Below are 12,930 nucleotides of genomic sequence, written 5' to 3' on the forward strand. Positions count from 1 at the left end.
GATTTCGAAAGGAATGAAAAAAGCCGGGGCTGCCCCCGGCTTATACAGCTTTTTGCGCCAGACCTTGAATGCTCCTGGCAATTCCTGCCCCATCCAGTCCGTAGCCGGCGCGCAATTCGGGCTGCTCCCCCTGCTCGATGAAACAGTCTGGATAGCCCAGGCGCACCACTGTGACGTGGCTCAAGCCTTCCTCTTCGAGGAGTTCAAGGACGGCCGAACCGAATCCACCCTGCAGTACGTTTTCCTCGACCGTCACCAGTCGCCCGGTCCTGGCCGCCAGTTCCAGAACGAGCTCCTTATCCAGGGGTTTCACATAGCGCATGTTCGCCACAGCCACATGTATTTCCTGGGCAGCAAGGATCTCAGCGGCCTCCAGGGACGGGTACACCATGGTTCCCAAAGCAAGAACGGCAGCATCGGCACCGTCACGCAGCACTTCTCCCTTCCCCACCGGCATTTCCTTGATTTCCTGGTCGATGGCAACTCCATGGCCGTTGCCGCGGGGATAACGAACAGCAACGGGCCCATCGTGGTTTACGGCTGTAAAAAGCATGTGCTGCAATTCGTTTTCATCCTTGGGCGCCATAAGAGTCATGTTGGGGAGAGAGCGCAGATAGGAAAGGTCGAAGACGCCATGGTGGGTCGGGCCGTCGTTCCCCACCACCCCGGCCCGGTCGATGGCGAACACGACCGGCAGGTCCTGCAGGCAGACGTCGTGGAAAACCTGGTCGTAGGCCCTTTGCAGAAATGAGGAATAAACGGCGAAGACCGGCTTCAGTCCCCTTGCGGCAAGCCCTGCGGCAAAGGTGACCGCATGCTGCTCAGCAATGCCCACATCGAAAAATCGATCAGGATACCTTTCGGCAAAGGTGGAAAGTCCGGTGCCATCGGGCATGGCGGCAGTTATGGCAACGATTTTTTCGTCGCTGTCAGCAAGCTTGCTCAGAGTCTCCCCAAAGAGATAGGTATAGGAGGCTGCCCCCCCCTTTCCCTTGGCAACCTTGCCGGTGGGCACATCAAAGGGCCCGACCCCGTGAAAGAGGGAAGGATTTGCTTCGGCAGGGCCATATCCCCTTCCCTTCTTGGTCAGCACATGGATCAGCACCGCGTCGTCGAAACGCTTGACGTTCTCCAATGTCTGCATGAGCAGTTCGATATTGTGACCGTCGATGGGACCCACGTATTCAAAACCGAAAGCCTCGAAAAGCATGCCGGGGGTAAAGAGCCCCTTGAGGCTTTCCTCCGCCCGTTTAGCCACTTGCAGGACGCTCCGCCCCAGGCCGTCCATGTTCTCCAGGAATCCTTCCACATCCTTCTTGATCTTATGGACGAATTCACTGGTAATGGTCCGGCTGAGAAAGCTGGAAAGGGCTCCGACGTTTTCCGAGATGGACATCTCGTTGTCGTTGAGGATAACCACCATATCCCGGTTGAGATCTCCGGCATGATTGAGCCCCTCGTAGGCAAGCCCGCCGGTCATGGACCCGTCGCCTATAACCGCCAGCACCTTGTTTTTTTCCCCTTTCAGGTCCCGGGCCAGAGCCATGCCCAGAGCTGCGGAAATTGAGGTGGAGGAGTGCCCCACGTCGAAGGCATCATGGGGGGATTCACAACGCTTGGGGAAGCCGCTTATGCCTCCCTTGAGGCGCAATGTTGCAAAGCGGTCCCGGCGGCCGGTGAGCAGTTTATGGGCATAGGCCTGATGCCCCACATCCCAGACTATCTTGTCGCTTGGACTGTTAAAGACGGCATGGAGGGCAATGGTGAGCTCGACAACGCCCAGGCTGGGCGCCAGGTGTCCGCCATTGCAGGCACAGGTGTTGATTATGACTTCGCGCAGCTCGCCGGCAAGGGCATCCAATTCCCTGAGGGAAAGTTTTCCCAGTGCTGCGGGGCTGTCGATTGTTTCCAGAATACTGGCCATCAGGACTTCCGTTTCACAATATAGGTAGCGATCTCCCGCAGGGGATCGGCTTTTCCGTCGAAAGTGGACAGGGCGTCAAGGGCGATATCCACCAGTTCCGCCGCACGCTTTTTCGCCTCCGGCAGCCCCATCACGGCGGGATAGGTTGCCTTTCCCCTGGCCTGATCGCTCCCCGCATCCTTGCCGATCTCCTCAGTGGTCCCCTCAATATCTAGAATGTCGTCGGCAATCTGGAACGCGAGGCCGATGGCCTCACCATAGCGGGTAAGGCTATCCGCTTCCGTGCTGCTCGCCCCCCCCAGGAGCGCCCCGGCTTTGACCGAAGCTTTGATCAATGCACCGGTCTTGTGGGTGTGGATATACTGCACCGTTGCCAGATCGATATTGGCGTTGCCCTCGCTCTCCATGTCCACCACCTGCCCTCCGACCATCCCCCGGGAGCCGGCGCAGCAAGCGATTTCCTGAACCACCTGGACCAATGCAGCAGGTGGGACTGTTGCGGCGGCTGCCGTATTACTGAGCAGAATGAAGGCTTCCGTGAGCAGGGCGTCTCCGGCAAGGATGGCTACCGCCTCGCCGAACACCTTATGATTGGTAGGATTGCCGCGGCGGAAATCGTCGTCATCCATGGCAGGCAGATCATCATGGATCAGGGAATAGGTATGAATCATTTCCATGGAGCAGGCCGCAGGCATGGCCTGAAGTATGTCCCCCCCCACCGCTTCGCAGGCGGCAAGCATCAGGATAGGACGTATCCTTTTCCCACCCGCAAAAACCGAATAGCGCATGGACTTGTGGAGTGACGCAGGAAGGTCCTCGGCAGGGGGAAGAAACCGGTCTAGGGCATCGTCTACGAGTTTACAGCGTTCTTTCAAATAACTTTTCAAATCCATCGAGATCTCATTTCATACTTGGAATAGTCAAATTCATTCATCCTTGGGCTGGAAGCGCTCCGTCACAAAACGGCCATCCTTCTGCTTGAGCAGAACCTCCACCCGCTTTTCCGCTTCGTTAAGCTTTTTGGAGCAGAAGGCTGCTTGCTTGATTCCTTCCTCGAAGGCTTTCAGGGAATCTTCCAGGGAGAGTTCGCCCCCCTCAAGCTTCTTGACGACCTCTTCCAGTTTCTTCAGGGCGGTTTCGAATTTTTCAACGGCCATGGGCAAGGACTTTCTGATGGGACATTAGCAGATATCAGGGGAAAACAGCGTTATTATACAGATAAGCTCCACGCAGTCAAGGTTTCCTGACTGCCTCACCGTGGGCGGATTCAACGCGGCAGAGCGCGCCCCCTTTTCGGAGCATGATCTCCACCCGGTCGCCTGGAGCAAGCTGTCCCCCATCGGCAACGACACCCCCCTCAGGGAGCTTCCTGACAATGGAATAGCCACGCCCCAAGGTGGCAAGAGGGGAAAGGGCCTCCAGCTTGCCGGCATTGAAGGCCAGGGATTGGCCCGCCCGTTCGATAGTATGCACCATGGTCTTCTCCAGCCGGGACTGCAGCAGGAGCAGCAGCTCTCGACATCGCTCAAGCCGCACGGCAGGACTTTGCATCCCGAGCCGGTCGTTGAGCACGTGAATTCTGTCGCCGCTCCTTGTCAGCAGTTGTCGCATGCAGCGGCACGAGCGGGCCTCAAAGTCGTCGAGGCGCTGGGCCAGGTGCCCCAGGAGCATGGTCGGGTCCTTCACCGCCCTGATGAGCCCGTTCAGTTCTCCCCATTGCTCGTTGAGCAACCGGCGCATGGCCATGCCCAGGCGGTGGGACAGGGCCTCCAGTTCGGCGGAGAGCTCCGCCTTGCTCCGTAACACCATTTCGGCTGCGGCAGACGGCGTAGGCGCACGCAGATCGGCAACGAAATCGGCGATGGTGTAGTCCACCTCGTGGCCCACGGCCGATATTACCGGTATTGCCGAGCGGTGAATGGCACGGGCGACGATCTCTTCGTTGAAGGCCCACAGGTCTTCCAACGATCCTCCGCCACGACCGACGATCATGACATCAATCTTTCCATAACGGTTGAAATCGTCCACGGCAGCCGCTATCTCTTCGGCAGCTCCTTCGCCCTGAACCTTCACCGGCCTGAGCAGCACCTGCACATTGGCAAAACGCCGGTCGAGCACCTGCAGAATGTCGTGAATGGCAGCACCGGTCGCAGAGGTAACTATGCCGATCCGCTGGGGCAGCCGGGGGATCTCCTTCTTATGGACATCGGCAAAGAGACCTTCCCTGGCCAGTCGCTCCTTCAGCTGAATGAAGGCTAGCTGCAGTGCCCCTATTCCTTTCGGCTCCAGGTACTCCCCGATGAGTTGATAATCTCCACGGGCATCGAAAACCGAGAGCCTGCCGCGAACGATCAGCCCCATTCCGTCCTTGGGCCTGAATTTCAGGGCTCGTGCCGAGGCGCGGAACATGACGCAACGCAGCTGGGCATGTGCATCCTTCAAGGTGAAGTAGAGGTGGCCGGAGCCGGGCATGGCCAGGTTGGATACCTCCCCCTCCACCCAGACCTGCTCGAAGTTTTCCTCCAGCAGGTTGCGGACAAGGCCGGTCAGCTGACTGACGCTCAGAATGTTCTTATCGGCGAAAAGCACCTCTCCCCCTGTCCCGGAAACGCACCGCTGTTTCTACCACAGGCGCCAGGACCTGTCAAACAACCGGTTGACCATGGGAATGGCTTCATTGTATGATGCCGCCATGAAAAACTATCCCTACGTCATCACCATCTCCTCGGAGAAAGGAGGGGTCGGCAAGACTACGCTGGCCACCAATCTCGCCATCTTCCTCAAGGCGTTGCATGAAAACCTCCCCGTTTCCATCTTCTCCTTCGACAACCACTTCACCATCGATAAAATGTTCGCCATCAAAGGACAGAAACCTGAAAGGGATGTAGCCGACCTGCTCATGGAAACACCGGGGCACGATCTGCTCTGCACCGGCCAGTACGGGGTAAATTACATTCCCTCCTCCACCGCCCTTTCGGGGCTGAAGGGCGCCATCAAAGGTCCCATGGTCCTTGCCAGGCTTTTGGCCACCTCCCAAATCCCTGGCATCCTGATCATCGACACCCGCCCGGACCTGGACATTTTGACCCAGAATGCGCTCTTTGCCGCCGACCAGGTGATCATCCCCATCAAGGATATGGCCAGCATGGAGAACTGTCGCAACATTTTCGACCTCTTCGACAAGCGGGGCATGGACAAGAAAAGTCTCGCGCTAATCCCCTGCCTGGTGGACGAACGGGTGAAGTACGACGGCATGTTCAGCGACCAGAAGACGCTGCTCAAGGCCTACGCCATCAACCGCGGTTACCGCTGCCACGACACCTACATATCCAAGAGCCCAAAAGTGGAAGGTCTCAATACCAATCCTGACGGCAAGATTTATCCGATTCTGACCCATGCACGCAACACGGACGTTTTCGGCCAGTTTACCCAGCTGGCAAGGACTGTGTTGAAGGAAATGAAGGCCACCGCCGAGCCGCGGTCGCTGCTCTTCCACCAATGGACGACTGCCGAGGATGCACGAAAGAAAGATGAGTTCTTTGCCCGGCTGAGCGGCGTCAAATCCCATTGCATCATGTGCGGCAGCCCGGCCGACCGGGCTCAGAGCGGCATCGCCTATTTTTACGAGACCTCGGACGGCAGCGACGCCGGTTTCATGGAAGAAAGCTGCTTTTCCCAATTCCTGCTATCCTCCATCTACAACATGCCCGAGGGTATGGCAAGCGATGACCCGGTACGGCTGATGCTACAAGATACCCTCAAGGAATCCGCCTTTGCCTTTAAACCCGTATCGGCAGAGGGTGGAACCAGCATCGAGTGTCATCGCTTCGATCTCAGCGGCGCCCCCATGTCCGGCAAGGCATATCCACTGGGGCGGTTATCTCCCCTCCTGGAGACATTGAAGGGATACGGAGAGACCATGCGTGATGCTTTCCTCCTTGTTCACCCCATAACCGCCGTGAATCCCGAGGCCATACTCATGGAAGAGAATTACCGGGAATTTTCCAGGTTGAAGAGACGTATTGCCGAGCAGATCTCCTGAAGGGGTCCGGTAAGATCAACTGACGAGCTGCGAGGCATAGACGAAGGTGATCCCCTCTTTTCTCATGCGGGGCATGGTCTCCGATAGGGCCTGAATGGTGGCCCGGTGGGGATGACAGATGGCAATGGCGCTCCCTCGCTTTCGTGCCACATCGACCACCTGCTGCAGCTGGGCGTTAATCGCCTGCACATCCTGGACATTATCTAGAAACACCTGCCTGGTCCCCCATTTCATTCCCATCTCTCTCGCCAACCGAAAACCGACGGAGCGCGGCGATGTCATGCTGTCGATAAAGAACATCCCCCGCTCCTGGAGGATCTGCAGAACCGGCTGCATCTTCTCCTCGTTCTCAGTGAAGCGTGAGCCCATGTGGTTGTTGGCCCCTACCGCGTAGGGAACTTCCTGCAGATACCCTTTCACCTTGGACACCACCTGCTCTTTGCTCTCGGCGAGCAGCAATCCGTTTTTTTCCATTTTTTTCTCCGGGTATCCCTGGGGCTCCATTGGCATGTGGACCATGACCTCCACACCCCGACCATGGGCGATCTCGGCAACTCTCCGTGCCTGGGCGTAGCCCGGGATAACCGAAAAGGTAACCGGCAGATTGATTGCCAGCAGCGACTCGGCTTCCCTGGCGCTTCGACCCATGTCGTCGATGATGATGGCAACGGTGCCAGGCCCGGTCACGTGCGGCCGCGCCTTCGGGTGTGGGGCCGGTTTTACCTTGGCTGCTGAGTAAGAGGTATGCTCCTCGGATTTCACGGCCGGACGTGGCGGCATCTTCTGCCGCTGCACAGGGCGCGGCCCCTCTTCCGGTCGCTCCTGGACCTGATGCCGCGACTGTTCCAGCAGGAAAAGAGCAAGAACGATCAGGGCAATGACCGCCAGCAGCATCGCCAGCTGGTTATATTTGCCCCCTGAGCTTTGTTTGCGCCTGTTGACGCCGCCTTTTCCCTTCTTTTTAGCCAACGTTGCCTCCCCCCGTCTCTCCACCTGCTATCGTCAATGGTCGCCAGACGGAACGGAACCGTGTCAGTTCCTTCCCGTTCGCTTCGTTCACCAGCTGATGGGTGCACTGCACGTATTCCGGCGTAACCGAGACAATCCCGCACCGGCACACGAGCTTGTCCCCGTATAAAGCCTCACCGCGAAACCCTACTTCAATTTCTGCAAGACGGTAGCCTGCCGTAATATGGGCCGGAACCGTTTCCACCATCCAGTCCACGTAGACGGCATGGTTCACGTGGCAATTGATGTCCAGGTCGCTACGACGGACCCGGAAGCGCTGTTCATGATCGATGGTACACGGAGCTGGCAGGGAAGGAAAACTGTCCTCAATGGCGCGCTCAGGCCTGAGGGGAAAGTCCGGCAGATGGTCCTTCAATCTCACCGGTCTGCGGCTATCAAGGTTCACCGCTGCCCAGGAACTGGTAGCCAGGGCGATAACGGTACCGGCATCGTCCAGAATCTCGTATTCCCTGCAGGAAAAGAACCCTTCGCAGGTGGAAGGCCAGGTACGCACGGTAATCCGGGCATTGCTCCGCAAGTAATGGAACAGCCGCAGGTGGAAGCGGGAAATGACCCACGTCAGGTTCATTTTCCTCAAGTCGCTGACGGACAGGCCCAGCTGTTTCACATGGGAAACAGCTGCATCCTGCAAGAAGTTGAAGAGAGCTGCCGGTTTGACCGATCCGGTGCAATCTACCTCGTAGGAACGAATCCTCAACGCGTGCTCGAAGCTGTCTTCCATGATAAAACCGGGGACCTCACGTACAAAAGAAAACCGCCTGCTGATGCCAGTCAGGCGGTCTGGATCGAAAAAAACGGTGCGTCAGGATATCGCTGTCCTGCACAAGGCATCCACCTCAAGGGGCACCTCGGTTTGAGTACCGGCATCCATATTCTTAAGGGCAGCAGTCCCCTTTGCCAGTTCATCGTCACCAAGAATCAGGGTGAAATGGGCATTGAACTTGTCGGCCCGCCGCATCTGGCTTTTCAGGCTCTTACCGGCAAAATCCATCTCCACGGACCGGCCCTTCTGCTGCAGTCCTGACATGAGCCTGAATCCTTCCGCCTGGGCCGCTTCGCCAAGGGCGGCTATGAAAAAGTCGGGCCGCTGGCGGAAATCCTTTTCCGCCAGAAGCAGCGCTACCCGCTCGACCCCCATGGCAAAACCGATCCCCGGCAGGGAGGGCCCACCCAAGTCGGCTATAAGGCCGTCGTAACGTCCGCCGGCGGCAACAGCGCTTTGGGCGCCGAGAAGGCTGGTAACGAGCTCGAAGGTGGTGCGGGTGTAATAATCGAGGCCGCGTACCATGCGGGTATTTATGCTGTATGCCGTTCCAACCGCCTCCAGATGGGCTCTGGTCCGGGCGAAATGGTCGTTGCAGTCGTGGCACAGGTATTCCAGGACCGAAGGGGCACCTGCCGTGGCCTCCTTGCAGCCGGTGGCCTTGCAGTCCAGAGCCCGGAGGGGATTGGTGTCCAGCCGCCTCCGGCAATCATCGCACAGTTTGTCGATCCGGCTCCTGAGGAAATCCTTCAGTACCTGTCGATAGTTCGGCCTGCATTGGGGGCAGCCGAGGGAGTTGATCTGCAGTTGGGGCTCGGCCAGCCCCAGCTCCGCAAAGAAGTGACAGAGCATGGTCAGCACCTGGGCGTCGATCTTGGGATCGGCAATGCCGGTCACTTCGGCGCCGATCTGGTGAAACTGCCGGTAGCGCCCCTTCTGGGGGCGCTCGTAGCGGAACATGGGCCCCATGTAATAAAGTTTGGCAACGGGATCGGCCGCGTAAAGCTTGTGCTCGATGAAGGAACGCATGATGCTGGCTGTCCCTTCAGGGCGCATGGTAACTTTGTTGTCCCCTTTATCGACAAAGGAGTACATCTCCTTCTCGACGATATCGGTAGCGTCACCAATGGAACGACAGAAAAGCTCCGTCTTTTCAAGAATCGGCACCCTGATCTCCGAGAATCCGTACAGCCCGAAAATCTTTCTTGCCGCCGCCTCGATATGCTGCCACTTTTCAACCTCTCCCGGAAGGATGTCGTTGAACCCCTTTATGCCGGTGATGCTCACGCCTGTTTATCTCCTCGCATTCAATCTCTAATCCGCTGATATGTGAAAAACCCTGTTTTTACCCCCAGCCTTGCTCCGATACATGGCCTGATCGGCCAGTTCGAGAAGCTGCAGCTTGCATGTCGCATCGTTCGGATAACTGGCACAACCAAGGCTGGCGGTAAGTTTTATGTTAAGACCTTCGCTTTGATTGAAGACATGCGCCTCAATGGTGCTGCGGATACGTTCGGCAACCATCGAGGCGGCCTCTATACCAGTTTCTACGAGTATGATCGTGTACTCGTCGCCTCCGTAGCGAATGACAGTATCCACGTCGCGTACCGATTTTTGCAGCAGCAACCCCACTTCGGCCAGCGCCTTGCTCCCCACGAGATGTCCATGCTGGTCGTTTACCAGTTTGAAGAGGTCTATATCGAGGAAAACGACGGAGATATTGGAAGAATAACGCTCCGCTCTTCTGATTTCCCTTTCCAGGGCGATGTCCAGATAACGGTAATTGAAAAGCCCGGTCAGCTCATCGATATAGAGAAGATTCCTTGCATTGTTGTAACGGGAAGTGTTTTCCAGGGCCAGGGACGCCTGATCCAGCAGAAAATTGATATTCTTGAAATTCAGGTGGGGGGGGAAAGAACTCCCCGTCTCGTTGAAGGCAATGATGATGCCCAGCAGGGCGGTCTTCGCCCGGACAAAGAACAACATCGCCTCGTTTATCGAGTGCTCCTTGAAGATCTGGGCGTGCCGCTCCAGATCGGCTAGCTGTACCAGGCTTCTCGTATCCTCTTCCGAAACCTTGTACAGGTCGAAAATCAGATTACCCAGAGCTGAAGCGGTTTCCTCGTCAAATCCCTTTATTTCCTTCAGTTCCAGCGTCACAGCATCATTGAGGAAGTATCCGATCAGGCGGCGGAGGCCGAATTCCTTGGCCAGCGAGTCCGCAAGAACGGATTGAATATGTTCGAAATCGAGGGAGTTGGCTATGGTCTGGCTGATCTGAAAAAGGTTGATGAGTCCCTTAAGCTCCTGATTTTCGTCGAGAAGCCTTCTCTGCTCGAAACAAAGTGCCACTGTGTGCTTGAATTCTTCGTTGTTTATGGGCTTGACGAGATAATCGCGAGCGCCGTTCTTCAGGGCAAAGACGGCGGTCTCGGTGTTGGCGTGACCGGTGACCAGGATCACATCTATGGAAGGGTCGAACTGCTTGACCTTGGAAAGGAGATCGAGTCCCGTGATGTCGGGCATGACCAGGTCGGTGATCACCAGTCCGTAACCGGTGCTGCGCATCATTTCCAGGGCTTGCCCGCCGGAACCGGCAACATCGACCGCAAAACCGTCTTCCCTGAGAAGGTCGGCAAAGACCTCCCTGAAAAAGCTGTCATCTTCTACTACGAGGATCCTCTCCATGAGGAAGTATCTCCTGAGTCGGTCTTTATTGGGCATCCAGGCGATTGTGGAGCCAAACTAACAGATAATTCCAAACTCTGTCAATTAAAATGCCAGTTTTGCCGGCGTGGGACGAACGTTCCCCTATCCTGGTCATAAACGAGCTGTATCGTCCCATCCCAATCGGTCCGGTATATTGCAACATGCTGCCTCTTCAGCCTTGCCAGGGTTTCATCTGCCGGGAGATGAAAACTGTTGCCGTAGCCTGCCGCAATTACTGCGATTTCCGGCGAGACTGCCTGGAGAAACTCAGGGGAGGATGAATAGCGGCTGCCATGGTGTGGCACCTTGAGCACAATACTCTTGCTTCCCGAGCTGCCGGCAAGCTGTTTCTCCACCTCTTTACCGATATCACCGGTAAAAAGGATCGATCCCCGTGCGAAAACGAGACGGAAGACCAGCGACCGATCGTTTAAAGAGGAATTGGCGTGTTCGCTGATATCCGGCCACAAAAACTCCAGCCGGGCACCTCCAATCTCCAGATGGTCCGTTGCGCCGAAATGGTGTATCGGAACTCGTCGTCTCCCTATGATGGCCTTGAGTGTGCGGTAGTAATCACTGTCGTCCCCTGCCGACCTGCCTTCCCAAAATTCCCCCACCTTGAAGTTATCGGCAATGTACAGCAAGCCTTGAATGTGGTCCGGGTGTGGGTGGGTCATCACCATATAATCAATGGCCGTGATCCCCATGCTCCACAATGCGGGAGCCAGCAGCCGCTCCCCCACATCCATGCCTCCCTCGCGGAAAGAGCCGCCCCCGTCCACCAGCAAGGTCTTCCCGTCGGGGAAACGTACCAAGCTCGATTCACCCTGCCCCAGACTGAAAAAAGTAATCTGCAGGAGTCCCTTGTCCGGCATTTTGAACAGCAATGAGTTACCGGCAACGGCAACGGCTGCGGCAACAGAGCAGGCAATTTTTATTTGCCTTGAGGAAGCAAATGTCAGCACCGCAAGCAGGAAATAGAACATTGTAAGGTCAAGGCGATCTGGATTCAGCAGGGGCAGCGCGGGAATATTTGACAGCAGCAGGACGAAATGATTGGAGATATTGACGAGAAAAGCGGCAGCAACAAGGAGCAGTTTTGCAAAAAAGGGGAAAACAGGGATAAAGGCAAGTGCGGTGAATCCCAGCACGACAGCCCCGTAGCCCATGAGCGGCACTATGACCAGGTTGCCGATGAGGCCGGTGAACGAAACGCGGTGAAAATAAAATGCCACGGGGAACAGGGTTGCACAAATGGCAGCAAGGGAGGCCGCAGTAAAGAGAAGGAGCATGTGCACGATACCTCTGCCGTTAAAGCGCGAAAAGGGCCCCATGAAGATGGGGGTAAGCACGATGATTCCCCACAGGGCAACGAACGACAGCTGAAAAGAGACATCGAACAGGGCGCCGGGCGCAACGGCAAGAATGAGCGTTGCTGCCAACAGCAGGCTGTTGACTGGTTCCACCTCGCGCTCGACCATGAGTGCAAGGGCCCAGGCCGTTATCATGATGACGGAACGGGCAGTTGCCGGGGCCGTTCCGGAGAGCAGCAGATAAAAGACGATGAGGGGCAGAGTGACGATGAGCAGGCTTTTGCGCAGATTGAAATTCAAGGCCAGAAATTGGCTGTTGCGGCAGATACCCAGCAGGAGATGGAAAATGAAGAGAGCAATGATCCCCACATGGAAGCCGGAGATGGAGAGGATGTGGTTGACACCGGTGGCGGCATAGGCTGCTTCCAGAGAAGGGGGTACAAAACCTCGCTCTCCGAGGAGCAGCGCTCTGAGAATGGCACCTTCCTCGGAAGGGACAGCCGTACCGATAAAGCTCCCCATGCCCGCTGCCGCATCATCAATGAAGCGCTGCAATGGGTGCCCCACCTTGGCCAGGACCAGCACCAAGTCATCACCGTCGAGGACGAATGCGGTGGCATAAATGCCCTTCAGGGCAAGGTGGCGGACGTAGTCGAACTCACCTGGCAAACCATAGTTTCGCGGCCTGTGGAGGCGGGAAACGAAGCGCACCCTGTCACCTGTGGCAACCTCTGGTCGTCCCCCACCGGCAAACAACAGAATTTTGCCGCTGACGGTGACAGACTGACCGGTGCGATAGAGGCGCTCCGCTTGAATGGAGATCCTCCAGCCCTTGTCCGTTGCTTCCGGGCGGCCGTCGACCACCCCCTCCACCGTTACCGGCTGTTCCGAAGCGAATAAGGTGATGTGATTTGGGGGAAACTGCGGCTGCAGCAGATTTGTGAGGGAAAGATTGCCCCAGCAAAAGAACAGCAGGGAAACTATCAGCAGGAAGGGAAATCTTACCGGCAGAAAGACGGCAAGAAGTGCCCCGAGCAGTAGGGGCAGCAGGAATTGCGGCGGGACAGAAAGGGCATGAAGTCCCGCCAACAGCAGACCGGCAATCATGGCGGCAAGGGGAATGAAAAGCGGCCTTCCATTCACCCCCTGC

At 56.8% G+C, this 12,930-nt stretch carries 10 protein-coding genes; 1 reads left to right on the forward strand and 9 read right to left on the reverse strand.

Annotated features, from left to right (window positions below; all coding sequences use genetic code 11):
- Positions 1 to 40: 40 nt before the first annotated feature.
- The 4 genes from dxs to xseA form a co-directional block, all read right to left on the reverse strand.
- Positions 41 to 1,924 carry a 1-deoxy-D-xylulose-5-phosphate synthase gene (gene dxs / locus ML541_RS04650; protein ID WP_243371254.1) on the reverse strand — a complete coding sequence of 628 codons (1,884 nt, stop codon included), beginning with the start codon at positions 1,922 to 1,924 and terminating at the stop codon, positions 41 to 43.
- On the reverse strand, positions 1,924 to 2,817 hold the full coding sequence (locus ML541_RS04655) for a polyprenyl synthetase family protein (RefSeq protein WP_243371255.1): 894 nt from the start codon (positions 2,815 to 2,817) through the stop codon (positions 1,924 to 1,926). Before ML541_RS04655 ends, dxs begins: the two co-directional genes overlap by 1 nt.
- A 33-nt stretch (positions 2,818 to 2,850) precedes the next feature.
- Positions 2,851 to 3,081: an exodeoxyribonuclease VII small subunit gene (locus ML541_RS04660; RefSeq protein WP_243371257.1), complete on the reverse strand. Its 231-nt coding sequence runs from the start codon at positions 3,079 to 3,081 to the stop codon at positions 2,851 to 2,853.
- A 76-nt stretch (positions 3,082 to 3,157) separates the two neighbouring features.
- The gene (gene xseA / locus ML541_RS04665) at positions 3,158 to 4,513 is read right to left on the reverse strand and encodes an exodeoxyribonuclease VII large subunit (RefSeq protein WP_243371259.1); all 1,356 of its coding nucleotides are present in this window, start codon (positions 4,511 to 4,513) and stop codon (positions 3,158 to 3,160) included.
- A 103-nt stretch (positions 4,514 to 4,616) separates the two neighbouring features.
- Here xseA and ML541_RS04670 point away from each other — a divergent pair, with 103 nt between their 5' ends.
- The gene (locus tag ML541_RS04670; protein WP_243371626.1) at positions 4,617 to 5,966 is read left to right on the forward strand and encodes a ParA family protein; all 1,350 of its coding nucleotides are present in this window, start codon (positions 4,617 to 4,619) and stop codon (positions 5,964 to 5,966) included.
- A 15-nt stretch (positions 5,967 to 5,981) separates the two neighbouring features.
- Here ML541_RS04670 and ML541_RS04675 read toward each other — a convergent pair whose 3' ends face one another.
- From ML541_RS04675 to ML541_RS04695, 5 genes are all read right to left on the reverse strand, one after another.
- Positions 5,982 to 6,935 carry a divergent polysaccharide deacetylase family protein gene (locus ML541_RS04675; protein ID WP_243371261.1) on the reverse strand — a complete coding sequence of 318 codons (954 nt, stop codon included), beginning with the start codon at positions 6,933 to 6,935 and terminating at the stop codon, positions 5,982 to 5,984.
- A complete protein-coding gene (locus ML541_RS04680; protein ID WP_243371263.1) occupies positions 6,928 to 7,716 on the reverse strand; it encodes an acyl-ACP thioesterase domain-containing protein in 789 nt (262 codons plus the stop codon). The genes ML541_RS04675 and ML541_RS04680 overlap by 8 nt, the downstream gene beginning before the upstream one ends.
- Before the next feature lie 81 nt (positions 7,717 to 7,797).
- On the reverse strand, positions 7,798 to 9,045 hold the full coding sequence (hisS, locus tag ML541_RS04685) for a histidine--tRNA ligase (protein ID WP_243371265.1): 1,248 nt from the start codon (positions 9,043 to 9,045) through the stop codon (positions 7,798 to 7,800).
- Between the two features lie 27 nt (positions 9,046 to 9,072).
- Positions 9,073 to 10,446 (reverse strand): diguanylate cyclase, encoded by a 1,374-nt coding sequence (locus tag ML541_RS04690; RefSeq protein ID WP_243371267.1) that lies wholly within the window; start codon positions 10,444 to 10,446, stop codon positions 9,073 to 9,075.
- 80 nt (positions 10,447 to 10,526) lie between these two features.
- Positions 10,527 to 12,923 carry a DNA internalization-related competence protein ComEC/Rec2 gene (locus ML541_RS04695; RefSeq protein WP_243371269.1) on the reverse strand — a complete coding sequence of 799 codons (2,397 nt, stop codon included), beginning with the start codon at positions 12,921 to 12,923 and terminating at the stop codon, positions 10,527 to 10,529.
- Between the last annotated feature and the right edge of the window lie 7 nt (positions 12,924 to 12,930).

This window comes from Geotalea sp. SG265 (assembly GCF_022808985.1).
GTDB lineage: Bacteria > Desulfobacterota > Desulfuromonadia > Geobacterales > Geobacteraceae > Geotalea.